Raw genomic sequence first — 23,380 nt, forward strand, 5'->3', positions numbered from 1 at the left:
AGAGCTTTTTTGTTCGTATGATTCATTTTTGCAATATGCTTCTTTCAGTGATTAAACCGGTGCATACCGCTCAAAAAGCCAGTCTTCCAGTGCATTTAAGTTATCATCGGAATGTTCTACTTCCCGGGCATATCTCCAGGAGATTTCTTCCACATCCTTCATGGAAAGTTTCTTTCCATTTTCCAGCCATCTGACCATCAGAAATTCCTGTATCCAGCGAACAGAGAACAATGCCAGTTCCATCTTGGAACAGACCATATCGTCGTAGACAGCCCCGCAAAAATAGGTATAGACAAAAAACATTAAAAGCTGCTCGCCCAGATTTTCCCATTCTTCTTTGTGACTTCCTAAGCTTCCATATGCCTTATGAAATTCTTCGCAAATTTTATGATAGGTTTCCTCACTTCCCTGATACAGCCACTTTTCAGCACCATCCAGCACATCATCCCATTCCGGACGCAGGCGTTCCAGACCGCGTAGTACCTGCAATTCTTCTATCTGGCGTGCCCACCGATGGAGAGATGCTGCATCAATGCCTTTTTCAGCAAGACTTTCTGATACAAATTCCTGGAGTTTTTTTCTCTGATGATGAGCTTCACAGTTTCGCAGAAGTTCATCAATTTCATATTCCTTCTGCTCTTCCACCCGGATCTGATATTGTTCTGTCAGCTGTTCGGATGCCGACATTCGGAGAGTCAGAGGAAGGGATCGATCCTGTAAAATCGAAAACAGAACATCTCTTGTATCTTCCAACTGGGAAAACATCATAAAATCGAATTCTTCAAAATCGTCCTCCAAATCGTCCTCTTCTTCCAGAAAACGGACCGGTTCTTTACAGGAAAGAATGATTCTAGCCGTCTCCGGACAGGACAGGGAAAGAGATAATTCCCGAAGTCCCTCGTATTCTTCCGTATGTCTCGGGTACATCCGGCAGGTATCACAAAGAGAATCTGGTCCCAGTGCTTTATAAAGATCGCAGAGATTTTCTTCATTTAAAAATGCACAGCGCCGATTGTTCTGGTAAAAACATTCTTCATCCCAGTCAATAGAATTGCGTAATCGCGTTCCGAACTCGCTCTTTTCATTTCCATATCGCTCCAGAGAGGTTTCATCAATCATGATCTGCCATCCGGCACAGCAGCTATCCGGACAATCTCCTGCTGTACAGACAAATTTATCATAATAATGTGGTTTTAAATATCGCATTTATTTTCCTTCTTTCTTTTTATATAGATCCAGGCACATAAGGCAGTAAAAATAACAGCCGCAGCAATCCATACCGACCATACCGGAATCGGACAGACTCTTGCGTTCATCATGTTCAGTCCCTGATAAAGTGTGAAAGCACCAAATATGGAAAAAATAACAAATGCCAGTGTATTCAGCAGCCCATCGGGAGTTTTGCTCTTTAAAAGATATCCAACCAGCATTCCGAGAATATCCGCTGCAAAAAGTCCCAGAGAGCATCCAATCCATACAACAAAGGCTGATTTCATGCCTTCATTGGCTCCGAACGTGATGGCTGTAAGCTGAGTCTTATCTCCCAGTTCTGCCACAAAAAATGTGCAAAAAACAGCTAAGGGTGCGAATTGAATCTTTGATTTACCGCCCTCCTCCTCTTCTTCGTCATCATCACCGGCAAGAGTCGATGCGGCGAAATACAGAAATGCAAGTGCTGCAATCATCTTAATAAGCCAGTCAGGAATAAATTCACTGACAAGTCCGCCCGCCAGAACGGCAAGACCATTCAGAACAAGAATCGCCGCCGCAGTTCCTAGTATAATATCTCTCAACTTATATTTTGAAGTCAGAGCAATCAGCATAAGCTGGGTTTTATCGCCCATCTCTGCGATAAATTCTGTAAAAAACACTTTAAAAAACAGCATCATTTTTCATTTCCTCCTAGATGTAATGCATGTTCCCTCACCGCTCACTGTCGATTATGATGTCCTCTCTTTTTTGCATCAATGCACAAAAGAAAAACTCATGTATATCAACTGACAGCTATACATGATACAAAAACTGTCCATCGATATACATGAGTCTCATTATTTAAGATTTGCCAGATTATACAGTTGCTATAATCAGAATGTTGACAAACCACACTTTCGCGCTAACTACTCCCTCATGGGATATTAAATTACTTGATAAATATTATCAAATAAAGAATGACTTGTCAACGGAATTTAATGCTTCTGCAGTGTCAATTAACTTATTTTTTCTTACCATACTCGCAAATTCGATTTTATCACTCATTAGCAGAATACCCCCTAACCTCTGCAGGCAGGGGATGAATGCACGCAGACACCGAGGTTCAGGCAATATCAATTCCCGGCACATTCCTGCCATAATTCCTGCGTCAAACAGAATCCTGTTCGCAAGGCAGACCACTTAACGCTATACGCCATATTTGTTCTAATGAACAATTTATAAATCTTTGGAGATGATACTTTATGGAACAGAGTGGACTTTTAGAGCAGAATGAAAACGATGATGTTTTGAGATTTGATTTTACAGGTGCAGACCAGGCCGGTAATTTAGCCGACATGGCAGAAAACCTCTCACAAAAAGAAGCTGCGGCCGCCATGGAAGCCATTGAAAAAGTTCACCAGAAACGTGCTGATGATGCGGTACGGGATTTCCGGACATGGTTTGATGCGGCGCTTCTGCCGATTCTGAAAGACTTTGCGGAACTAGCCGGTGCCAAATTGACTATCCGGCAGGATCACTTTCACGATATTACCGCGGTCTTTACCGGTCGGTGCGGTTTTGATATCACGGCCACTCAGAAACGGATGCGGATGGCCATGGCTGCGGCGGATCACATCAGCGTCAACAGATGGTCCGGCAGTGATGAAGTGGAATTTTCTCTGATATTTGGATTCCCGGAAAATGAAGAATGAATGTCTGGATAGAGTTGATGTGATTTTTCTACACTGGCTCTATTTTTTGTGATAGAATAAAAGGTAAATCGAGATTTATAAAGGAGAATATTGATGAAACTATTTTTATGTTCGCACTTTTCAAGTGTGGGAAGTCTGATAAAGGAAGAAATTGAAAATAAGAAAGTCGCATTTATTCCAACAGCTTCACTGCGTGAAGGCTACACCGGTTATGTCGGCTCGGCTCGAAAATCATTCAAAAAGTTGGGAGCAATCGTAACTGAAATTGATATTTCAACGGAGGCTTATTCAACGATACAGTCTGTTTTTGAAGAAGCAGATGTGATATATTTTACCGGCGGAAATTCTTTCTTTCTTATGGACCAGCTTCGTAAAACGGGAACTGATGGGCTACTAAAAAAGGAATTGGCAAATGGAAAATTGATGATCGGCGAGTCGGCAGGCGCAATTATATGCGCTCCAAGCATCCAATATATCGAGCAAATGGATGAAAAGCCAGAGGACTACTCACAAGAAGATGATGCAGGGCTTGATTTGATTGATTTCTATGTTCTTCCGCATTATCTTACAGCACCATTTAAGAAAGTTACCGAGAAAATAATGACTGAGTTTTCGGATTTGAATCTATGCCCAATTAACAACCGTCAGGGAATTGTAATTGATGGTGAAGGTTCAAAGGTTATTTGCAAAGACTAATTTGAAAATTCCAGTTTGTAAGAGACTCCCCAAATATGTCAAAAAAGCAGGTGCATCTTCACGATTTGTCCCTGCTTTTTTGATGCTCTTATTCTATGTTCGCTTTCCACATGAGAACTACTTTTTATAGAATGCTCAGATACCGCACCGGCACTTCTTTGGTCAGCCATACCCCATTTACAGATAAATAGAACGGATAACCATCCTCGGTCATCTGCTTTGCATTTATCTGGTATACAACCGGCTTTCCATGTCGGTTCCCGACTGCTTTGGCAGTCTCATAATCTTTTGACAGATGCACATACAGCCTGGATTTCGGAATCAATCCAATCTTATTGATGGATTCCACATACTTCTCTCCCGTTCCATGCCACAAAACATCCGGCGGAGTCTTTTGCTCCAATTCCACATCCACCTGAATGGAATGCCCCTGGTTTGCCCGGATCAGTGTTTTATCCTCATTGAAAGAATACCGCTGCTTGGAATCCGTCCGTACAATTTCTTCCAGCATCTGCATGTCAAATGGTCTGCTCTTCGCTATCCCGGCAATCAGATCTTCCGTACGGGCCCATCCGTGTTCATCCAGTTTCATACCAATGGATTCCGGGTGATGCCGCAAAATAAACGCTATGAATTTTCCGGTATTGTCCTGATGTCTCATATTCTCACTCCCCTTTCCACTGTAATGCCTACTCTTTTGACTGCACCGCCATCAGTCCTTTCAAATATCCAATATTGAATCCTTCCTTACGCCCCTCTTCCAGAATCTTGCGCGTCATTGACAACATGCAAACACCATCCGGCATTTCCGTATCGCTCAGCCATTTTTCCACCTGGGTAACAGGCAATGCTGCACCAATACTTTCAGCGTCCTCTTTCTGCTTTGTATTTTCAAACTCAATACGTAGCATAACGGAAAGAGTCTCGATCACGCCGTCAATGGCATTTTCTCCATCCGCATAACTCCGGTATGCAGACGCCGCCAGATTCGACGCGGTTTTTCCAATGTACTGTGACCACTCGTCATGTGCCGTCCAAAAATGCTCGTGCTCTATAATTTTGCCTGTCTCTTCATCTTCCCTGAATTTTTTACGGCAATCCTTATTCCAGAATCCATAACTGGCTTCTTCCTGGCCTTTCCGGAATCCTTTGAGGTAGGCTTCTTTGCGAATAGACTCCAATAATTCTGAAAAATCATTTCCGCTCCGCATCCAATTTTTATCAACTTCAAACAAATAAGATGCCTCATGCTCCGGTCCGCATTTCTTAAACTTCATACCACAATTCTTCCATTACAATATGTTCTTCTTAGTACGCTCCCATCACCCGCTTAAACACCTTGAAATTCGTGTCATCCCGCGGGGAACAATAGACCGCAAACTCAATGGTTTTAAATGCGTGCAGATAATCCGCCATCACTTCTTTGGCAGCACGTGCCACCACTTCCGGCTTATTCTGGAACGCTCCGCATCCGAAAGCACCCAGAATCACCACTTCGTCACCGTTCAGTACTGCAACATCTAGAATCCTGGTCAGCCTCTTCTTATGGATTTCCAGGAGTTCACGGTCACTGACTTTTACCGCCCGGTCACCGTTTCCCTGGTTGAACCGGTTACTTGGCCATTCCCGCAGGTTCGGTGCCGCGCAGGTAATCACATCCACTTCATACCAGTCTTTCTCATCCATCAGCCTCGGCATATTCGTATCCGTCTTGAATACGGTCACATCCGGCGTATAGATGATATCCGCATTGTTGATCGGGTTCTTCGCGTTGCGATGCGGATAATAGAAACCCTTCATCATTTCCGGTACGCTCAGGCAGAAATACAGGCCGGAACACCGACACAAACATTCCTCCTGTGCGCTGGATCCCCTTGTCACGCCGCCGCCCGGATTGGTCGCAGAAGCAAAGTTATGTACCGCCACCTTCTGGCCCGCATAGCCTGCAACCGCCTCGAAAGTCCGCTTTGTGGATACAACAATCTTCGCCTCATCTGTGAAACGCGTCTTATCCACAGCAGACAGCTCCTCTCCTTCCAGGATGAGTTTCTGGTTTTTCACTGACTGTGCAAGAGCTTCCTTAATCTTTCCGTTTGTCTTGCACAGCCTTTTAGTATCTTCAAAAACCTCTACATTCTCAAAACTGCTCATATGTTTATCATTCCTTTTTCTCTTTGTTAATTTCATATCTAACGCTATGAAAACGGCTGCGGAATCGCTCCCGCAGCCCAGTACCTGACATTGTCTGCCTCACGTGCCATCATCACGAAAATACTCGTTTACCGTATGTAACAGCAAAATCATATCCACCTCTGATACGCATGATGCATCCAGCTCAAATTCATAGACGCTATTCTTTGTTCTGATTGTCAATGAACCATCTTCCACCTGGATACTTCCGTAGGTTGTATGCAGGTATTTGCCCGGGCAATCGCTTGCCGGACTCGTAAAGAAATAAACCTGATACTTCTCATACCGACTGTCGGATTTATAGACCATGATAAGCCCTGACTGATCCATATATGGTATCCGCCAATCCATGTATTTCCGACCGCATTTATCTTCTGCTTTACGCAGGATTCCCAATGCTGACAGATCCAAATGCATCTCATCAACTCCTTAATCTTATCACACGGGTATTTCGCCGACCGCTGCAATAAAATCCTGATCCCGGTATCCGACTTCGTCGAATTTCCGCAGCCCGGCTTCCACTTCAAATACGTGACCGCAGCAACAACACTTAAGCTTTCGTGTAACAACAATTCCCGGCTCGCCCAGAAGTAACTCCAAGGATGATTTTCCCTCACTGGCTGCCACATACGCATCCATCTTCGCCTGTTCCTCATCCGTCAGCTGGATATGCCACCAATTATGTTCCTCATGGCACTTGGGACACGGCGGGTTGATTTTATAAAGCCTTCCCATAGTCTGGTCTCCTTTCGATTTTCACTCACTTTGAATTCTTTGCAAATCTTAACATCATTTTCGCTATCTCGTTCTTTGTAATCTCCGAAACCAGAGAGAGAATTTTAATATCTTCCTCTGTTAATTCATCGTGATAAAACACAAGCATTTCTCACAGCGGTATTTGCCGGTGAGAATCTCAGGGACAAGTATTGCAATCCGTGCTTTTTATTGCAAATTCAGTAGATTCATCACCAGTTTCACCATTACTTCTTTTTCTTCTGGATTGGATTCAGCAATCATCAACGTAACGGCCACCAAGGTTCCATCGCTGAGTCGTTTTTCTCCATCTTGGAATAAAGCGTTGTTTTTATCTAGGAATTCAAGAAAAAGTGATGCCGCAATTCTCTTGCAGCCATCCGCATAAGGATGATCCTTGATCATAAAATACAATAGATTTGCGGCTTTTTCTTCTAATGATGGATATGCATCCTTGCCGAATATACTTTGATATACTGCAGCAAGAATTCCCTCAACCTTACCTTTTTCTTTTTCAACTCCAAAGACGTCCGAATGAAACGAATCCTCCATAGCATCGACCATATGACGGCAATCTTCATAAGTGATCCTGTAAATAGGCTGATTTCCTTTTGGCTTCTCCAATGTCTGGTGATCATACTGATCCAATAATACTAAGGCATCCGTATACAGATTTACAGCTCTTAATATGTCTGCTTCCTCAACATTCAAAGTGCATGCCAGCATCCTGGTCTGGATATCAATTGTTTTCTGTAGAGCAGCTAATCGCTTTTCGTTGATTGCATACCCTTGAATAATGTACTGTTTCAAAACATTGTTCGCCCATCTTCGAAACGCGATACCACGTTTTGAATTTACTCGGTATCCTACAGAAAGAATCATATCCAAATTATATATTTTAGGTTTTCTGCCACCTGTACTTTTGTCGGAAAATCCGACAGAAGTTTCGTCAAGTTCTCCGGAAGACAAAATATTTGATATGTGTTCACTGATTGTGGCATGTTTAACTTCAAAGAGAATTTCCATTTGCTTCTGTGTCAACCAAACTGTTTCCTGTTCCGGACTTATCTGAACTTCTATATTCACTTCGCCGTCTGTAAATAAAACTAACTCATTTTTCATTTCTATTCTTCTCCGAACACTTCCTTTAATACCTTTGGCTTCCCGGTCCTGCGATATTCCTGTTCCACTTCGGCCCGCTCCTCCTGAGTCAGTTCCATCGATAAATCTAGCATCAGGGAAAGACCGTAGATATCCGATTTATCGACCCACGGCACAGCCTGAGAAATCTGAGTAAGTGAGAAGCCGTGAGTGATCATACTCTGGCACACCTGCATATAAATCAGTACATTTTTCTGTCTGGAAACCAGATTTTGCAGATGCAGTTTAATTTCCCAATCATTGACCTCACGGCCATACTTAATCGCTTTCACAATACGAAGCATCGGATGATCGGTCTCGCGGATCTCTTTCACCCATTTCTCACGCTTTTCCTCAAATTCTTCCATGGATATATCCATAAATTTGCCATCCTTAATGTCAGTGATGATATCCGGATACTTCTTGCTTCCCCAGATATCCAGATATGAGCAGCGGGCTTCTACCGGAGTGAACAGCACCTCCAGCAGATACTCCAAATCGGGATCCGAGTCCACTCTTGAACCGAGCCCCAACCCGATATCATAGCTTTCTTTGGAGATCAGTTCTTCCAATGTGTCGTGCAAATCAAACATCTCATGAGTGTCCGGATAAACATAATTTTCCATCATATGAATTTCTCCTTTCTTCCAAAACAACGGTTTTTCTTCCGTCTTCGTTGTTACGGTTTCGTTTTCCAGTTCAATTTTTTCGTTGCAACTATATCATCATCGAATTCGAATTTCCAATTAGCGGTTTCTGCGGATAACGTTTTGAGTCAAATTTTCGCTCAGACGTTCCTGCCTGAAATCATAAAGCGCTTTATCATAATTCCGGTACCGGTATTCCGTTCATTTCAGCATTCGCCAAACCGTTGCCGCCACTATATCATCAAGTTTTTTAAATTGCAAGAGGGTATTTTTCAGATAATCAGATGTTTCAGAAGTAAAAAGAAACTACATATATTTAAGATATAAAGGGAAAAATTGACTTGGCGTCGTCCTTATTTAAGATATAACGGGAAACGTGCTTTCCGGTTTCATACCTCTTATTTAAGGTATGACAGAAAACACGTTTTTCATTTTTAACACTCTTATTTAAGATATAAAGGGAAAATAACAAAAATCTATTACAATTCCTCCACATTCTCAACTACTTTTCCGTCTCTCCAGATGCGCTCCAGATCATAAAACAGTCTGTCATCGCGGGAGAAAATGTGTACGATCAGATCGCCGTAATCCATCAGGATCCATCCGGCAGTCTGATAGCCCTCGATCTGACGGCACTCATGACCGGCTTTGCCGAGTTCTTCCTCTACATTATCTGCCATTGCCTTTACCTGGCTGGCGTTGCTTCCGTCTGCGATGACAAAGTAATCAGCCAGTACAGATACTCCATGAATATCAATGACGCGAATATCTTCGCCTTTTTTATCTTCCAGCGCCTTTACGGCAAGTTTGGTCAGCTCTTTTGCTTCCACGGGGATTATCCTCCTCATTATTTTATTTAAATCCTGTTAATGTGTCTATTGATGAACATGACGTTCATGATAGTATTCCCAGGTCTGTTCGGTTGTATCATCCTCTGCCGTGCCCGTTTCCTTTAAATAATTGCGGGTGCTGTCCAGAATCTGATACAGCGCTTCGTCCAGATCTTCAAATGCAAGACGGCGGAGCTTCGGCAGATTTGGCGCCTTATCACGGCGCGGTTCGATGTAATCGGCTACGTACAGGATCTTGTCTAACAGGGACATCGCCGGTTTTCCGGTCGTATGGCAGGCGATTGCAGATAAGACCTCTGGATCGGTAATACCATACTTGTGTTCTGCCATCCATGCGCCTAATTTTGCATGAATCACAGCCGGAGCCCGCAGTTCACCTTCAGTCAGTTCAATGCCATGCTCCTGGCATTTGCAGATGATAGTCGCATCATCATAGCGCTTTGCACAGTCATGGAGAAGTCCAGCCATCTCCGCCTGATCCAGATTGGCACTGTAACGCATTGCCAGAGCCATACATGTGTATGAAACACCCAGCGTATGTTCATAGCGCATCGGGTTCAATTTCTTTTTCAAATGCTTCCGTATCTCTGTAATTCTTTCGTCCATTACACATTTACCTCCTGATACAAGCCGTGCTGTTCGATATATTGACAGACTTCCTTCGGCACCAGGGAACGAACGTCTGCTGCGTGTCCTGCCCGGAAAGCCGCGCGGATCTCCGCCGAAGCGACATCCATTTCACGGCAGTGAAGACGCAGAATATGCGCCTGATATTTCTGGTTTAAATAGGAAATCTGCTCATCCAGCGAACGATCTGCCTCCTCATGCTCTCTTGCTGCCGCCAAAAATGTGACGGCTGGAAGAACATATTCGGGATGATACCATTTTTCAATGTCCATAATTGAGTCTGCGCCCGCGATAAAGAAAAATTCAACATCCGGATATTCTTCTTTCAATAAGCGAAGCGTGTCTGCTGTGTAGGTATTTCCGCCGATTCTGCGAAGTTCAAAATCAGACAGCTTAAAATAAGGATACGGCGCGATCGCAGCTGCAGTCATTGCCAAACGGTCCTTTGCCGCTGTGATCGTATGATCCTTTTTATGCGGCGGGATCCTGGAGGGCATATACCAGATGCAGTCAAGATCATATTCTTCATACGCCTGTCTTCCCAACATGATATGTCCATTATGGATCGGGTCAAATGTTCCCCCCATAATACCGATCTTTTTCATCGTCATCCGTATCCTTTCTGTCAGAGATTCATTCGCAGAATGCAGCCCCTTTATTTTGGCAGAACGATCTTACGTTTCTTCTCGTCCTTTGCCTCTTTATAAAGAACAATTTTCTTGCCGATTACCTGTACTACCTGTGCGTGGGTACGCTCAGCCAGAACGGCTGCCAGCTCATTGCCGTCATCGACGCAGTTCTTCAGAATATTCAGTTTAATTAACTCGCGGGCCTCCAGCGCCTCTGCCACAGCAGCGGTCAGTTCTGGCGTCAGGCTGGATTTGCCGATCTGGAAGATCGGATCCATGGTCATCGCGAGACCTTTTAAATAAGCTCTCTGTTTGCTTGTCATAAAATCTATCTCCTGTTAAAATTCAAACTCAGATCCAGTGTGGATTTCTGAGTTTGAAATATTGTAAATGTCAATTATTTATAGTAATCAAATTCAAGACCATACATACGAACTGTATCGCCCTCTTCGATGCCAGCCTCTTCCAGCTCAGCCAGAATACCGCTGTCCTTTAAGAATTTCTGGAAGAACTGGAAGCCCTTCTCAGAATCAAGGTTTGTGTAACCAAGCATCTTCTCGATCTTCGGTCCTTCTACCACATAAATACCATCTTCATTGCGTTCCACGGTATACGGAAGATTCTCGCCCTGATACTGGTACTCAAATTCTTTTTCGAAAATAACTGGCTTGCGGTCAACCGTTTTCAGCAGATCATTTACATGGTAAAGGAGCTCTTTTACACCCTGTCCGGTAACTGCAGAAATGGCAAATACCTGGATGCCTTCCGGCTCAAATTCGCGTTTTAAGCGCTCTACCGGGTCTTCCCAGTCCTCTTCTCCGGTATTGTAAATCGAATCTACCTTGTTGGCAGCAATCACCTGCGGACGCTCTAAAAGCGACGGATTATATGCTTTTAACTCCGCATTGATGGTACGGATATCTTCAACCGGATCACGTCCCTCGACGGATGCCGCATCCACAACATGAACGAGAACCTTGGTTCTCTCGATATGGCGCAGGAAATCATGTCCCAGACCGATTCCCTGGGAAGCACCCTCGATAAGCCCCGGAATATCTGCCATGACAAAGCCTTGTCCATCCTGCAGATCAACCACTCCAAGATGCGGGTTCAGCGTCGTGAAATGATAATTGGCAATCTTCGGACGTGCATTGGAAACGCGTGAAAGCAAGGTCGATTTACCGACGTTCGGGAAACCAACCAGACCAACATCTGCGATTACCTTTAATTCCAGCTGTACCCAGAGTTCCTGTGCCGGCTGTCCCGGCTGTGCATATTTCGGAACCTGCATCGTCGAGGTCGCAAAGTGCATATTTCCAAGACCGCCCTTGCCACCTTTTAAAATCACTTCTCGGCGGTTCTCGCCGGACATATCCGCGATTACCTTACCGGATTCAAAATCCTTGATAACGGTTCCTTCTGGAACCTTGACAATCAGATCCTCGCCGTCTGCTCCGTGACAGCGGCGCTTTCCGCCCTGCTCTCCGTCGCCAGCCACATATTTGCGGACATGACGGAAATCGGTCAGGGTATTCAGTCCGTCGTCCACTTCAAAAATGACATCGCCGCCGCGACCGCCATCGCCGCCGTCCGGACCGCCAGCAGCTACGAAAAGTTCCCGGCGGAAGCTGACATGACCATCGCCGCCTTTTCCGGATCTGATATAAATTTTTGCACTGTCGGCAAACATAAATACCTCCTTCTGATCTGAAAGAAGCTCCATACAATCCGTATGGAGCTTCTTTATAATTATTCGTTAATTGTTCTCGGGTAAACAGAAACCTGCTTTTTGTCTCTGCCCTTTCTTTCAAACTTTACGACGCCGTCAACCATAGCGAATAATGTATCATCTCCACCGCGTCCTACGTTCACACCTGGATGAATCTTGGTTCCGCGCTGTCTGTAAAGAATGTTGCCAGCTAATACGAACTGTCCGTCTGCTCTCTTCGCACCAAGTCTCTTAGACTCAGAATCACGACCGTTCTTTGTGGAACCAACACCTTTTTTATGAGCGAATAACTGAAGGTTCATTTTAAACATGCGTTACACCTCCCTGAATCGAATTTTAATGTATTTATCTCCATAACTCTCCGCGATATCGGTAAGTCCAAGTATCAGCGAATCCATCAGGAGTTTTGATTCCGCACTTACAGTACCGGTAAAATGAAAAATAAACTGACCTGTCTTTTCATCCACACTGCCCTTAAAACCGTCATCGGTAAATTTTTCCACCGAATTAGCCATATTGACAGTCAGAACGGATACAGCCGCACAGACAATATCTTTGCCGTACTCATCATATCCAGCATGTCCCTTTACTTCCACTCCCGTGGTACATCCTTTGGAATCGGAGTATACGTCTACTTGAATCATTTCAATTAAGCGTTGATCTTTTCGATCTTAACTTCTGTAAAGAGCTGTCTGTGACCATTTTTCTTATGGTAGCCAGTTTTTCTCTTATACTTGTAAACGATAACTTTTTTGCCTTTGCCTTCTTTAACAACTGTTGCGGATACAGTAGCACCCTCTACAGTCGGGCATCCGATCTTCATCTCACCGTTGTTAACAGCCAGAACCTGATCGAAAGTAACAGCTTCACCTGCAGCAGCACCGAGTCTCTCAACTTTGATTACATCGCCCTCGGCAACCTTATACTGCTTACCACCTGTTGCAATAATCGCGTACATCTGATGGCACCTCCTATTATCATTACTCGCCAGCTATGGCGGCTTGCGCACTTTTAGCCTCGCTGTGCGGCACACTTAGATATTCTAGCATCGGAATATGGATCTGTCAATGGTTTTTTCTTGAATTTGGGAGAAAATTTCAAACCAGTGTTACGGATAAAGCTGCTTTTTCCAAGTCCTCATAAGTACCACCAAATTGTTCAAGGGCTTGTTCCTTTGTTAGTATGCCTTTTTCAATCAGGTTTAAAAGTATTTTAGCCTCACCAACCTTCTCCCCTTCTGCAAACTCCGCCTTCCGTATCAATTCCGTTTCCCTCTTCTCGTCATACTCAAAAATACACACCTCTATCGCCTCCGCTCGATTCTTCCTCAGAAACTCTGCCAATATATTTTCATCGATACATTCCGTCACAGCCTTTTCAACCGCTTGATTGATATCTTTGTATTCAATCGCATACTGCCGTATTTTATGAACCAACAGCATATATTCTTTCAATAACCGGCAGGTTTCCAGGATCTCCAGATTTTTATCCAAATTGATATTTAAAACCTTCACAAGCAATTCCAGCTCAGGATGTTCTGTCTTCTGCATGAACGAATGTGACAATTTAAGCAGTCCCTCCGCCTCCCGCTCTTTTTCTCCATTGTAGAATACTACAAAATGCGGTGTCGGCAGTTCCACCAATGCCGATGCGTACAAGGTCTGGTTCCGGACCAGCATCTGGTACTCTTTTGCCACATAGAACAGAAAACGCAGTGGCATATTCGGATTCCATGTCGATTGATGTTCATATAAGTTTAACTGCATATCCAGCAAAAATGCCTGATCGTTTTTCATATTCATATATACAGCATTTTTCAGCGTCACAATCTCCAATTCTTTCGGATCTGTATAATGCGAATGATTCACTGCATTGTACAGACTCAGCAGATTCTCCCTTGTGCTGAACAGCATCCGGAACAGCGTGTCCTTGTGATTTCTCCGCACCCTCATTAAATTCCCCATAATTCTCCCCTTTCTGACAGGAGAATCTGGCTTTTCTGAGAATCTCCTGCCCTTTCGTATTGCCAAGTTGGATAAGCATAAGATTTCTCAGATTAATAATTAGAATATAAGATTGCTTGAATTGCAGATAAAGAAATATATATGCTTGATGAGTTAAATGTAACATATCTGGTTCGGATATGCAAGTAAGAATTTTGCAACCATTTATTCTGTAAATACGCACAAACATATAACGGGTGTATTTCCTGTATGTGAAATGATACATACAATATGGCTAAAAGCGATTCTATATATTTGTGCAAAAATATAGAACCACATAGTACAAAAAGAGCAGAGGGATATATTTTTATATTTTACAACACATAAAACCATATCGCTCTGCCCTCATTATAAAAATTTATAACATGTTTGGATTCAATCTCTTTATATCCAACTACTCTCTCAACCCATACAAAATTTCTCCAATCACATTCTTATTCTGCTCATAGATCGCAGGAAGCTGACTCATTTCCAGAGGATTTGTACCTCTGCCTACCTCTATTGTCAGGCTGGGAATGTTTTTCTTCTGGATCGCCCAGTCTTTATATCCGGCGGGATCGAGTTTGGTGTAGTCCGCATCTAATGGATATCCTGTGACGGCGGATGCCGACTCCGCAAACGCCTTGCTTTCGTTCAACAAATCGCCGGTCTGTGCGAAATACCAATAGATTACTTCGCCCTGTGTATGATAGCTTACCGTTCGTTTGAAAGGGTACTGCTCAGTCAGTTTTATCAGCGCCTTTGCTTCTTCCGTAGATGCCGGAGACGTCCCCTTATAGTGATCGGAGGAAGGATGTCCCAGATGATCGTTGTAAGAATCCCACATTGCATCAAAATTTCGATTCAGATCCACACCTTGTGCATTTGATTTCCAGATTCTCAGATAGCTTCCTATTTCAACCGCTTGATCCAATTCGTAAATTTTGTAAATTTCCTGTCGGACCGTGGCGCTTCGGATTCCATCCATGCCAAACTGGCTGATGGAGACACCATCCGGATTTATCATTGGAACAATGTGAATTGCGATATTCTTCATTAAATCCTGATAGGAACATCCGCGATAGGATGCTGTCTGATCCGACAGGTTCTGCAGCAATGCTGCCGTCTGTCTCATAAGCAACGGCGTTGTGATATATTCCCGCGCATGAATGGAAGCAAACAGAAGAATCTGTTTCTCTGCATTTTCATTTCCGATTACCAAATGGTACAGATAACGCCCGTCGGGCGTCTTCCCGAGACTGTCGCCATGTAAAAGAGAAGGATATTTTATAATCAAGGTATGAATATCGTGCTCCATTGATTCATATGAATAAAGCGCGCTTTGCTCACATGATAAAGAGGCTGTGTCCGACGCACAGGTATGGAGCCTGTGTCCGGCGGATAAGGTTAAAAGCAGAGAAAACAAACACAGCCATTTGATTTTCCAGCATAAAGTTCGTTTTATCATCGCATTAATAACTCAGATAAGATGCCAGAGCGTACCCCGTTTTTCCGAGATATGTAATCTTATAGAACCCATTTGATGCAGATTCAATATAGGAAACAGTTGCACCCAGCGGAATCTGGCAGATTTCTGTTGCTTTTGTCGATGGGCTGGTGCGAAGCGTAATGCTCTCGTTGCAGTTCACAACCCACATCGTTGTATAGGTGTTCGTTTTCGGCGGAGCTGGCTGGTAAGACAAATATGAAGCCAATGCATAACCCGTATCACCATGGTAAGAAACTTTATAAAACCCATTCTCGGAGGTTCCGATATAGCTGACTGCCTCCCCGTACGGGATCTGACGGACAGCGGCGGCACTTGTGGACGGGCTGGTACGGAGCGAAATGCTTTCATTACAGTTCACCACATACATTGTTTCATATGTCTGAGAAGAAAGCGCCTCTGGTGTAGGTGCTGCAGCGGCAGCGGTTGTTTCATACGCCTGTGTGACGAATGCTTCTGTTTCCTCTGCTGCCTCGGTTGCTTCTACCGGACGTTCTTCTTCCGTCTCGTCTTCCCAGTTATCCCAGAGATCGCCACTCTCCTGTGTCTCTTCCGGCACCTGCTCCGCTTTCTTGCTTCCCAGGATAAACGCTACACCGCAAGCGGCTAACAGCAAGATAACTCCTGCGAGTACAGCGATAATCGGAAATCCCTTTTTAGGAGGTTTCGGCGTAGGTGCTGTTGCAGGCTTTTGCATTTTTGAGGGAGCCGATGCTTGTTCCGGCTGTCCCGCCGAAAGCATGGAAGCCCCACATTTCGGGCAGAATTTTGTTTGCTCACTGATTTGATTTCCACATTTTGGACAAAACATTTCTTTGATTCTCCTTTTATATTTTTATACTGGGCATCCGGTTCAGCCCGAAAGCCCTCCTTCTTCATGCCAGGCAGCGCCATCCTCGATCAATGCTTTTAAGAAGAAATTAATTTCTACATTGCTGGTAATTGCCTCTGGCGCAACTCGGCGGATGACTTTTCCGTTCTGGATGTAATACTGATAGTGTTTTCCATCTGCGATCAGATAAATATAAATCGGCTCTGAATAGCTATTAGGTGCCGCCGATGGATCATAAAAATATGCGATAGTAGCATTTTGATACCCCGCTTTACGGAATGCCGCATCTAAATTCAGACGCTCATCTGTAAATGGCTTGTACGTCTGTTCGTATAAACGATCCGTTTCAATACAGCGGATTTTTTCAAGGCATTTTGCAAGAGATACTCTTTCTCCGTCAACTGCAAATGCATTGGAATTAATAATATTCTGAACTGTTGCATTGATCCCGGCAACCGCCTGATCGCCGTTTGGCTCGGATAGAACGATGGAGCCGGCTGACTGGGAAGAAGCTTCTGCTGATGCCTGCTGTTCTGCTTCCTGAGCCTGAACCTCTTCAAGCGCCTCCTGAAGGACGGAAGAGAATAATTCGGCATCTGTCTTATACCCGGTGCTTTTTCCACTTCCAGATACATATTCATCTAAGTTTTGTTCAGTTATGTCTACCATTGTGTCTAGGTCCATCTGGTTGGCGCCGGTAGTCTGATCGATTTCCTGCATTACTTGTTTGATTTCTGCACTTGTATTAGATTCAAGACGATCTTGTACAGACCACTCTCCAATTTTACTTAGTTGTTTTCCGTCAAATTGGTATGTACAAAGATCCGTTTCTCCTGTATGAATACAGAAAGCACCTACTTTACCAGTAGAAAAATCATAAATATTATATGGTTCATTAAGCTCCTCTTCATGAAGTGCTCCATCTGAATACCAGATAATTAGGGAAGGCGCCAAATACGAGGCATCTGGTAAATTTGCTGCAGTTGCTGACATTTCCCAAATTCCGTCTCCATTAATATCGAGAATAGAAAATGCACCTAATCCCCCTTCGTTTGCAGCCAAATCCTTTTTACTCAACAGATAATTCCGATATTCCGCAATCGCCTTCCTGTTGATCTCGTCCACATTTTCCCCAAGATCCGCCGCATTCGTTTCTTCTACCAGAGTTGCATCTTCACCAGACACCTCATCGGATGTATCAGAAGCCTTCCCTGCCTCTAAAATCGCATCCACCGACGCATCGTTTTTATTTCCCGCGTTTAAGTAATATCCAGCTCCTGCTGCCCCACCAACGGCTGCCACGCCCAGAATACCCAGTGCGATTTTGACACCCAGCATAGAAGATTTTACAGTGGTTCCCGTCTGAACCGTTTTTTCTGCGGCATGAATTGAGGCAGTCGGCTTCTTGTCAGATGCTTTTACCTTATTAGCTGTTTGGGTAGGCTTCTGTACTGGTTTCGGCTCTGGCTTTTTAGCCGTGGCACTGTTTAAAGCAGCGCCGCAGCCCGGACAAAACTTAGGAGTTCCTTTTAGTTCTTTTCCACATTTTGGGCAAAACATCTTAAATTCTTCCTTCCTAAATTTATACTTAAAACAGACTTTTTATGATATTCCAAGTTGAGCTTCTCTTTGTGCTAAATAATCCGCGGTTACTTCCATGATATGGTTTCCGTTCGCATCATCTAAATAATATGCATCTCTTCCAATACCATTGTAGGCGCCATTGGTCCAGCTTGATCCATATACAAATTCAGCTTCACCCTGGGCGTTAAGGCGATAGCAATCCGTACTCTCACCAGAAGAATGCCCGGATGTATAGCTTACAAATAAATTTCCTTTTCGCTCTTGATAACTTCCAGAGAGTGGCAGATTCACTTCCGTTGCTGTATTATTTTTCCATACCCATACACGAATTACTCCATGAGTATTCCAGCTTTCTTCAATACAAAGTTCTGGCACTCCGTCTCCATTTAAATCCACTATATTCCAATCTTCAAATTCATAAAGATCGTCCGCTGCCGCTTCTTTCTGGAGTCTCTGAACAACCTGCTCATACTGTCGCTGAATGGCTGTTTCATTTACTTCAGGAATCCATGCACCATCTGCACCTACCAGATAACCGTCCGGTGTGCGTGTGTTTGCCAGCATGGCTCCGTCAGACCCTACATAATAATTGCCAATCCATATGTTAGATGCCATATAGCCATTTCCATAAAAATAATACCATTTTCCATTGAGCATCTTCCATGTATTAACCGGGTAAGTGCCATTGTCTTCCTGCCACCACCAGCCGATGTTATCTTTTTTCCAATCTGCCGCATATGCCTGCGTAAATGCAGCAAGTGACAATACGCCCGCTGTTATAAGTGTAATCATTTTTTTCGTTGTTTTTTTCATTTGTCCATACCGTCCTCTTTCTTTCATTTTATTTTTTAGGAAATTATTACCACACAAAATTTTTCATTTCTTCCATATCGCGTTCATTAAACTCGTAGGATTGATACCAAAATGGAGAAATGGTTCTCAAAACTTCCCCGATCTGCTCTTTATATACATAACTTTGAAGTTCTGGATTTGGATACAGAGAACTGCGAACAAATTCTCCATATATTAATCCACGCGGAAAATCATGTACCACTTTATCTGGTCCGATGCAGCGGATCACTTCCGCGTCTTTCAGATAAACACGGTATTCATTTCCAGCTTTATCATACGCAAATGCAAAAATTGCAGTTGTTTCTGGCTGAATATAATCTGTAGAAGCGCTACGTCCTAATGCCGGATTTAAGTGGTAAATTTCGACCGTCATAGTATCTAACCGTGCGATCTGTTTTACCAGGGTTCCGCTCTGTGTATAATAAAATATATTGCTTCCATCGGTGCTGTAACCATTAAAAAGGTCTGTTGGCTGACTTTTAGCCTGATACTCCCCTATGTGGGCATTTGTATATGCATAAGTACTACGAATAAAGTTGATCTCATCAGACAATGTTTTTGTCTGAACCACTCCATTCACGACCCATGCGCCGTCTCCGTTGACCTGGTAACCATCTGGTGTAATGACATTCATCAGCGGGTGACTGTTTTTGTCAAAATAATAGCATTCGTAAATACCATCATTGTTGCCATCCAGCCATTTCCAGATATTTGTGGTAGAAACTTCTCCATACCAATACCATTTGTTCTGTTCGTCTAGTTTCCATTTTCCAGCGAATGCGGGCATGGATGCCATTATGGAAAGCATGGCTGAGACGCCTGCAATTTTTAAAAATGTACTTTTTTTCATATCGTTTCCTCCTTTTTGTATGTGAATATTTTATGGTTCCGTTGCAGCATTTTCTTCATCCATATATTTTTTTGCTTCATACCAGCTCTCTTTTAGTGGTGCCAATATATCTTCATTCAAGTGCTCCATTTTTCCGTTTCCTGTTGCAATACCATCAGAGGATAAATATTTTTTCAAGTTTTCTTCTGTCAGCGATACAAAGTTTCCCGTATACCCAGCATCATTTCCAGATACGCGTATTGCGTCGTTGATTGTTTCTAATAACTCGCTTTCTGTCATTTGCCATGGACTGTCTATGAGAGACCATTCTCCAAGTTCTGTTAAGGCATTCCCTGAATACTGGTATGTATTCACAAAAAGTCCTTGCTTGGAATACCAGGATATAATCTTTGAGGTTTTCGGATCATATATTAAAAACGGTAGAAGTCCTTCTTCTTTTATTGAATTGTTTTGATAATACAAAAAATTCATGTATTGTCCTGCAGAGCAGGACTCTGTGTTGAGATTATCTGCAAATAATTCAAATACACCATCCTGATTTAAATCTACCAAACAAAACTCCCCAATTCTCCCTTCTTCACCAGGTTCTGGGTTATCAGGTAAATACATTCTATCGGATAAGTATTTCCGGTATGCAGCAACTGCCTGTTGATTCGTCTCCTTAATTCGAACACTTTCTGGATTTTCTGTTGACTCGGCAATTATTTCTTCTGTTTGCTGAATTTCCGCTGTTTCGCCTGTCACCTCCGTTGTAGTTTCCGCCAGCATATTTTCTTCAAGCGTTTCCGTGGTTTCCGTGCTATCTTCTGTAGCAACGATTGTTCCTGTAGAATTTCGTCGATGCGCCATATGCGATCCGAACATTGCTGAGCCAGCTATCAGACAAATTGCGGTAGCACCAATGCCGATCTTTGTAGGGATTCCTAATGTTACTGTTTTGGCAGAGCCTATACGTGCTGAAGATTCTGTTCTACTGTGGGAAGAATGTCTCTGATGCTGTGTTTCTTCAAATGCATCTTTATCAGTTTCTTCCACAATCGGAGTACCACAGTAAGTACAAAATTTTGGAGTACCTTTTAATTCTTTTCCACACTTCGGACAAAACATAGATATCCCTCCTTTCTTTAATTCATCCGCGTTCCGCACTTACGGCAGAACCGCGACGGCTGTTCGTACACCTGACCACAGTTCGGGCAGATGAGCACCGGATTTTCCGGCATTGACGGATTGTTGTACACCGGTGCCGCAGGCTGTGCGGTTTCGCCGAGAATCTGCTTTTCCTGTTCCAGAAGTGCTGCTTCGGCGCGCTTCTGTTCGGCAATCTGTACCTCTTTTTCACGAATCAGGTTCAGTTTTTCTTCCATTGCTTCGGAAACAGGCGTTTCCGAAGCCGCCCAGTTCTGATATAATTCTCCGCCCAGCTCCATTTTCAGGGTGTCGATTTCCGTCTGAAGCGTGGTAATATACGTTTTGATCTTATTGATTTCCAAAAAATTTGCAGTTTTTACGTTTAAAATGGTAAGCCCCTTTGAAAATGTATTCTTGATGTCTGCCATATCTCATTCTCCTTTTTATCAATCAATATAGTAATAATTATCTTCGAGAATCCGAACATCCTCGTCCAGTTTTTCGGTTTTTCCATTCTTCCATAGATACAGGTCTCCTTCATACCGGCGGTCACTGTAATCCTGAAGAAGTGCCATCCGTCCATCGCTTAATGGAAAATATTCGTGAATGTCAGAACCGTATTCAGTCACTTTTGTACCAGAGATTTCCCAGAGATCGGTATCCTTTCCCATCTCAGCTCCAACTCCCCGCGCAAACAGGCGGTTATTGTTTTTCTCTAAATATCCTACATCATCCAAAAGTTCGGTTCCATCGCAGCGAAGGCTTCCGCGATAACGATCGTAGTTGTAATCTGTAATATAGTAGAGGTGGGAATCATCTACATAAAATGCGTATGAGCGATCACCGTTACTATCACTGAATGCACCATCATAATCATCATCGATGACAACAGCCTCTTTAAGACCATTTTGCGTGTAGGGAATTTTTTCAAGGCGTTCAACCTGGTAGGAGGAGGAACCATCCTTTGTCCGTTCTTCCAACACATCCCGGTAAATAACATGATTGACAGTGTCAATATGATAGTTATATTTACTTCCATATATAACATCCAACGAAGCACCCGGTGTCACGATGCGTGCAGGAACTTCTCCGTTGTAAAAATTGCTATGCAATTTGAAAAATTCCGCAGTTACCGATGAATCGCGTGAAACCTGTGAAAATGAGATGCGCGGCAACTGGTCATAGATAGCAGACACAGCTATATACGCTTTTTCCTGGGTTCTGCTGCTTTCTTCATCGATATAAATACAAGGATCGACGCGGTAAACATAATCGACATTGTCCATAATCCGCTTGCTTTCTTTTCCATCAAACAAGTATAGCTCATAGGTTTCCAGCGGGCTTGCGTTATTCAAGTCTTCTCTCTGCTGCTCTGCCCAGTAATCGTAGTATGATACGCTGTCATCAATCACAAAGTCTCTTATCTCGTAGCTTTTTCCTTTTACCGTGTAATAAACGCATTTGTTCTGACTGCATGGAAATACTTCTTCTACATCGGAATCAACACGCTTTGTCTCCATGCCTGTCGCACAGTACAGGTCGGTGTCACTCGTTTTGTAGTAAACCGTGTTTAAATCATCCGTTGTGGATAAAATGTCCGTCACATCGGAATCCAGCTTTTCTTTTTCCCCTTTTCCGCCAATTGCGCTGCGGTAAAGGCGCTGTTCATCGTCCAGCCAGAGAAGGGAAGTTCCATCTTTGCTGACATAGTAGCTGGAAGCACCGGAACATAATTTTTCACTGTCTTCCTTTGTACATAAATATATATCCGACTGATACCCGTTGGAAACGGAATATCCCTTGGTATAGATAATATTATCTCCATATAGCCCTACATGAGTAACGTCGCTGGCGATCTTCTCTTCGGTATCATTCTTTTCGCTGTCCTTTTTCAGGTCTCTGCGATAAAGAGTCCCCTCACTTCCTGAACCATACTTACCCGTGTAAAAAACATATCTTCCATCCGATGAATATGCAATCTGGGAAGTCGGATAAGTGCTGGAACTGTCGCTTCGGATCCGATCGGTCAGTTCTAATGTTTTCTTTCCGTCGGTATAGTACAGTACATTGTCTTTTTCATAGGTAAAACCCTTTTGTGGGCTGCCACCGGAAGTACTGCCGCCCAATATTTTGGGAACCGCAAAAGCTGCGCCTGCCACTATCACGACGGCTGCCCCCGCTGCAATCCATTTTCCGGTGCCGCCGGAGCTTTTTCGCGGATTCTTTCCGTCAGAGACGGGAGCTTTTCCTGGCGCGTTTGTATGAACCGGTGCCTGTCCGTTCAAAGGCGCGCCGCATTCCTGACAAAACTGGTCATCCCCTGCGTTTTTGGCACCACATTCCGGGCAGAACACTGCTTCCACTGTATTGCCTGCTGATTCTGCTGCCTGTTTCATCCCTACCGCCATTCCACACTCCGGACAATGCGCTGCATCATCCGGGAGTGGAGAACCGCAATTTTCACAAAATGCCATATATCT

General features: G+C 43.7%; 28 protein-coding genes. 2 read left to right on the forward strand and 26 right to left on the reverse strand.

Features of this window, described 5'->3' with window-relative positions:
- Positions 1-51: 51 nt before the first annotated feature.
- Positions 52-1,206, reverse strand: coding sequence for a flagellin lysine-N-methylase (fliB, locus tag PG862_RS03455; RefSeq protein WP_270706502.1), 1,155 nt, complete (start codon positions 1,204-1,206; stop codon positions 52-54).
- Complete coding sequence (locus tag PG862_RS03460) at positions 1,194-1,889, reverse strand: TMEM165/GDT1 family protein (RefSeq protein WP_270706503.1); 696 nt, start codon at positions 1,887-1,889, stop codon at positions 1,194-1,196. Before PG862_RS03460 ends, fliB begins: the two co-directional genes overlap by 13 nt.
- Positions 1,890-2,453: 564 nt before the next feature.
- On the opposite strand from PG862_RS03460, the gene PG862_RS03465 reads away from it, so the two are divergent.
- On the forward strand, positions 2,454-2,903 hold the full coding sequence (locus PG862_RS03465; RefSeq protein WP_270706505.1) for a hypothetical protein: 450 nt from the start codon (positions 2,454-2,456) through the stop codon (positions 2,901-2,903).
- Positions 2,904-2,996: 93 nt separating this feature from the next.
- Positions 2,997-3,599 carry a Type 1 glutamine amidotransferase-like domain-containing protein gene (locus tag PG862_RS03470; protein ID WP_270706506.1) on the forward strand — a complete coding sequence of 201 codons (603 nt, stop codon included), beginning with the start codon at positions 2,997-2,999 and terminating at the stop codon, positions 3,597-3,599.
- 124 nt (positions 3,600-3,723) lie between these two features.
- Here PG862_RS03470 and PG862_RS03475 read toward each other — a convergent pair whose 3' ends face one another.
- From PG862_RS03475 to PG862_RS03590, 24 genes are all read right to left on the reverse strand, one after another.
- A complete protein-coding gene (locus tag PG862_RS03475; protein WP_270706507.1) occupies positions 3,724-4,260 on the reverse strand; it encodes an RNA 2'-phosphotransferase in 537 nt (178 codons plus the stop codon).
- 28 nt (positions 4,261-4,288) lie between these two features.
- Positions 4,289-4,876, reverse strand: a complete 588-nt coding sequence (locus PG862_RS03480) for a hypothetical protein (RefSeq protein WP_270706508.1) — start codon at positions 4,874-4,876, stop codon at positions 4,289-4,291.
- Between the two features lie 31 nt (positions 4,877-4,907).
- The gene (locus PG862_RS03485; RefSeq protein ID WP_270706509.1) at positions 4,908-5,750 is read right to left on the reverse strand and encodes a TIGR02452 family protein; all 843 of its coding nucleotides are present in this window, start codon (positions 5,748-5,750) and stop codon (positions 4,908-4,910) included.
- 99 nt (positions 5,751-5,849) lie between these two features.
- On the reverse strand, positions 5,850-6,206 hold the full coding sequence (locus tag PG862_RS03490; RefSeq protein WP_270706510.1) for a hypothetical protein: 357 nt from the start codon (positions 6,204-6,206) through the stop codon (positions 5,850-5,852).
- 21 nt (positions 6,207-6,227) lie between these two features.
- Complete coding sequence (locus PG862_RS03495; RefSeq protein WP_118534202.1) at positions 6,228-6,524, reverse strand: hypothetical protein; 297 nt, start codon at positions 6,522-6,524, stop codon at positions 6,228-6,230.
- A gap of 207 nt (positions 6,525-6,731) precedes the next feature.
- Entirely contained in the window at positions 6,732-7,664 is a 933-nt protein-coding gene (rhuM, locus tag PG862_RS03500; protein WP_118650799.1) for a RhuM family protein, read from the reverse strand.
- Positions 7,665-7,666: 2 nt separating this feature from the next.
- Positions 7,667-8,311, reverse strand: coding sequence for a hypothetical protein (locus tag PG862_RS03505; protein ID WP_118650801.1), 645 nt, complete (start codon positions 8,309-8,311; stop codon positions 7,667-7,669).
- A gap of 497 nt (positions 8,312-8,808) precedes the next feature.
- Complete coding sequence (gene rsfS, locus PG862_RS03510; RefSeq protein ID WP_022359428.1) at positions 8,809-9,159, reverse strand: ribosome silencing factor; 351 nt, start codon at positions 9,157-9,159, stop codon at positions 8,809-8,811.
- A gap of 45 nt (positions 9,160-9,204) precedes the next feature.
- Positions 9,205-9,786 carry a bis(5'-nucleosyl)-tetraphosphatase (symmetrical) YqeK gene (yqeK, locus tag PG862_RS03515; RefSeq protein ID WP_022359429.1) on the reverse strand — a complete coding sequence of 194 codons (582 nt, stop codon included), beginning with the start codon at positions 9,784-9,786 and terminating at the stop codon, positions 9,205-9,207.
- Positions 9,786-10,418 (reverse strand): nicotinate-nucleotide adenylyltransferase, encoded by a 633-nt coding sequence (gene nadD, locus PG862_RS03520; RefSeq protein WP_333549079.1) that lies wholly within the window; start codon positions 10,416-10,418, stop codon positions 9,786-9,788. Before nadD ends, yqeK begins: the two co-directional genes overlap by 1 nt.
- Positions 10,419-10,462: 44 nt before the next feature.
- Positions 10,463-10,759 (reverse strand): ribosome assembly RNA-binding protein YhbY, encoded by a 297-nt coding sequence (gene yhbY / locus PG862_RS03525; protein ID WP_022359431.1) that lies wholly within the window; start codon positions 10,757-10,759, stop codon positions 10,463-10,465.
- A 74-nt stretch (positions 10,760-10,833) separates the two neighbouring features.
- Positions 10,834-12,126 carry a GTPase ObgE gene (obgE, locus tag PG862_RS03530; protein ID WP_106999904.1) on the reverse strand — a complete coding sequence of 431 codons (1,293 nt, stop codon included), beginning with the start codon at positions 12,124-12,126 and terminating at the stop codon, positions 10,834-10,836.
- Between the two features lie 59 nt (positions 12,127-12,185).
- Positions 12,186-12,476, reverse strand: a complete 291-nt coding sequence (rpmA, locus tag PG862_RS03535) for a 50S ribosomal protein L27 (protein ID WP_022359433.1) — start codon at positions 12,474-12,476, stop codon at positions 12,186-12,188.
- A gap of 3 nt (positions 12,477-12,479) precedes the next feature.
- Complete coding sequence (locus PG862_RS03540; RefSeq protein ID WP_022359434.1) at positions 12,480-12,809, reverse strand: ribosomal-processing cysteine protease Prp; 330 nt, start codon at positions 12,807-12,809, stop codon at positions 12,480-12,482.
- Positions 12,810-12,814: 5 nt separating this feature from the next.
- Entirely contained in the window at positions 12,815-13,123 is a 309-nt protein-coding gene (rplU, locus tag PG862_RS03545; RefSeq protein WP_106999905.1) for a 50S ribosomal protein L21, read from the reverse strand.
- Between the two features lie 139 nt (positions 13,124-13,262).
- Positions 13,263-14,129: a transposase gene (locus tag PG862_RS03550; protein ID WP_118570829.1), complete on the reverse strand. Its 867-nt coding sequence runs from the start codon at positions 14,127-14,129 to the stop codon at positions 13,263-13,265.
- A 433-nt stretch (positions 14,130-14,562) separates the two neighbouring features.
- Positions 14,563-15,615, reverse strand: coding sequence for a M14 family zinc carboxypeptidase (locus PG862_RS03555; protein ID WP_333563185.1), 1,053 nt, complete (start codon positions 15,613-15,615; stop codon positions 14,563-14,565).
- Between the two features lie 4 nt (positions 15,616-15,619).
- The gene (locus PG862_RS03560) at positions 15,620-16,465 is read right to left on the reverse strand and encodes an SH3 domain-containing protein (protein WP_270706513.1); all 846 of its coding nucleotides are present in this window, start codon (positions 16,463-16,465) and stop codon (positions 15,620-15,622) included.
- 42 nt (positions 16,466-16,507) lie between these two features.
- Positions 16,508-18,046, reverse strand: a complete 1,539-nt coding sequence (locus PG862_RS03565) for a zinc ribbon domain-containing protein (RefSeq protein ID WP_270706515.1) — start codon at positions 18,044-18,046, stop codon at positions 16,508-16,510.
- Positions 18,047-18,088: 42 nt separating this feature from the next.
- Positions 18,089-18,883, reverse strand: coding sequence for a hypothetical protein (locus tag PG862_RS03570; protein WP_270706516.1), 795 nt, complete (start codon positions 18,881-18,883; stop codon positions 18,089-18,091).
- A gap of 46 nt (positions 18,884-18,929) precedes the next feature.
- Positions 18,930-19,772: a hypothetical protein gene (locus tag PG862_RS03575; RefSeq protein ID WP_270706517.1), complete on the reverse strand. Its 843-nt coding sequence runs from the start codon at positions 19,770-19,772 to the stop codon at positions 18,930-18,932.
- 30 nt (positions 19,773-19,802) lie between these two features.
- Positions 19,803-20,879 (reverse strand): zinc ribbon domain-containing protein, encoded by a 1,077-nt coding sequence (locus PG862_RS03580; protein ID WP_270706518.1) that lies wholly within the window; start codon positions 20,877-20,879, stop codon positions 19,803-19,805.
- Positions 20,880-20,896: 17 nt separating this feature from the next.
- The gene (locus PG862_RS03585; protein ID WP_270706520.1) at positions 20,897-21,328 is read right to left on the reverse strand and encodes a zinc ribbon domain-containing protein; all 432 of its coding nucleotides are present in this window, start codon (positions 21,326-21,328) and stop codon (positions 20,897-20,899) included.
- A gap of 18 nt (positions 21,329-21,346) precedes the next feature.
- Positions 21,347-23,374, reverse strand: coding sequence for a zinc ribbon domain-containing protein (locus tag PG862_RS03590; RefSeq protein WP_270706522.1), 2,028 nt, complete (start codon positions 23,372-23,374; stop codon positions 21,347-21,349).
- Positions 23,375-23,380: the final 6 nt, after the last annotated feature.

Origin of the sequence: Clostridium fessum (assembly GCF_027698965.1) — a bacterium.
GTDB classification, from domain to species: Bacteria; Bacillota; Clostridia; order Lachnospirales; family Lachnospiraceae; genus Otoolea; species Otoolea fessa.

What these genes read in the sequence shown, in the direction of transcription:
- fliB (WP_270706502.1), bottom strand. Translation starts at nt 1,206, where the DNA reads ATGCGATATTTAAAACCACATTATTATGATAAATTTGTCTGTACAGCA.
- PG862_RS03460 (WP_270706503.1), bottom strand. Translation starts at nt 1,889, where the DNA reads ATGATGCTGTTTTTTAAAGTGTTTTTTACAGAATTTATCGCAGAGATG.
- PG862_RS03465 (WP_270706505.1), top strand. Translation starts at nt 2,454, where the DNA reads ATGGAACAGAGTGGACTTTTAGAGCAGAATGAAAACGATGATGTTTTG.
- PG862_RS03470 (WP_270706506.1), top strand. Translation starts at nt 2,997, where the DNA reads ATGAAACTATTTTTATGTTCGCACTTTTCAAGTGTGGGAAGTCTGATA.
- PG862_RS03475 (WP_270706507.1), bottom strand. Translation starts at nt 4,260, where the DNA reads ATGAGACATCAGGACAATACCGGAAAATTCATAGCGTTTATTTTGCGG.
- PG862_RS03480 (WP_270706508.1), bottom strand. Translation starts at nt 4,876, where the DNA reads ATGAAGTTTAAGAAATGCGGACCGGAGCATGAGGCATCTTATTTGTTT.
- PG862_RS03485 (WP_270706509.1), bottom strand. Translation starts at nt 5,750, where the DNA reads ATGAGCAGTTTTGAGAATGTAGAGGTTTTTGAAGATACTAAAAGGCTG.
- PG862_RS03490 (WP_270706510.1), bottom strand. Translation starts at nt 6,206, where the DNA reads ATGCATTTGGATCTGTCAGCATTGGGAATCCTGCGTAAAGCAGAAGAT.
- PG862_RS03495 (WP_118534202.1), bottom strand. Translation starts at nt 6,524, where the DNA reads ATGGGAAGGCTTTATAAAATCAACCCGCCGTGTCCCAAGTGCCATGAG.
- rhuM (WP_118650799.1), bottom strand. Translation starts at nt 7,664, where the DNA reads ATGAAAAATGAGTTAGTTTTATTTACAGACGGCGAAGTGAATATAGAA.
- PG862_RS03505 (WP_118650801.1), bottom strand. Translation starts at nt 8,311, where the DNA reads ATGATGGAAAATTATGTTTATCCGGACACTCATGAGATGTTTGATTTG.
- yqeK (WP_022359429.1), bottom strand. Translation starts at nt 9,786, where the DNA reads ATGGACGAAAGAATTACAGAGATACGGAAGCATTTGAAAAAGAAATTG.
- nadD (WP_333549079.1), bottom strand. Translation starts at nt 10,418, where the DNA reads ATGACGATGAAAAAGATCGGTATTATGGGGGGAACATTTGACCCGATC.
- yhbY (WP_022359431.1), bottom strand. Translation starts at nt 10,759, where the DNA reads ATGACAAGCAAACAGAGAGCTTATTTAAAAGGTCTCGCGATGACCATG.
- obgE (WP_106999904.1), bottom strand. Translation starts at nt 12,126, where the DNA reads ATGTTTGCCGACAGTGCAAAAATTTATATCAGATCCGGAAAAGGCGGC.
- rpmA (WP_022359433.1), bottom strand. Translation starts at nt 12,476, where the DNA reads ATGTTTAAAATGAACCTTCAGTTATTCGCTCATAAAAAAGGTGTTGGT.
- PG862_RS03540 (WP_022359434.1), bottom strand. Translation starts at nt 12,809, where the DNA reads ATGATTCAAGTAGACGTATACTCCGATTCCAAAGGATGTACCACGGGA.
- rplU (WP_106999905.1), bottom strand. Translation starts at nt 13,123, where the DNA reads ATGTACGCGATTATTGCAACAGGTGGTAAGCAGTATAAGGTTGCCGAG.
- PG862_RS03550 (WP_118570829.1), bottom strand. Translation starts at nt 14,129, where the DNA reads ATGGGGAATTTAATGAGGGTGCGGAGAAATCACAAGGACACGCTGTTC.
- PG862_RS03555 (WP_333563185.1), bottom strand. Translation starts at nt 15,615, where the DNA reads ATGATAAAACGAACTTTATGCTGGAAAATCAAATGGCTGTGTTTGTTT.
- PG862_RS03560 (WP_270706513.1), bottom strand. Translation starts at nt 16,465, where the DNA reads ATGTTTTGTCCAAAATGTGGAAATCAAATCAGTGAGCAAACAAAATTC.
- PG862_RS03565 (WP_270706515.1), bottom strand. Translation starts at nt 18,046, where the DNA reads ATGTTTTGCCCAAAATGTGGAAAAGAACTAAAAGGAACTCCTAAGTTT.
- PG862_RS03570 (WP_270706516.1), bottom strand. Translation starts at nt 18,883, where the DNA reads ATGAAAAAAACAACGAAAAAAATGATTACACTTATAACAGCGGGCGTA.
- PG862_RS03575 (WP_270706517.1), bottom strand. Translation starts at nt 19,772, where the DNA reads ATGAAAAAAAGTACATTTTTAAAAATTGCAGGCGTCTCAGCCATGCTT.
- PG862_RS03580 (WP_270706518.1), bottom strand. Translation starts at nt 20,879, where the DNA reads ATGTTTTGTCCGAAGTGTGGAAAAGAATTAAAAGGTACTCCAAAATTT.
- PG862_RS03585 (WP_270706520.1), bottom strand. Translation starts at nt 21,328, where the DNA reads ATGGCAGACATCAAGAATACATTTTCAAAGGGGCTTACCATTTTAAAC.
- PG862_RS03590 (WP_270706522.1), bottom strand. Translation starts at nt 23,374, where the DNA reads ATGGCATTTTGTGAAAATTGCGGTTCTCCACTCCCGGATGATGCAGCG.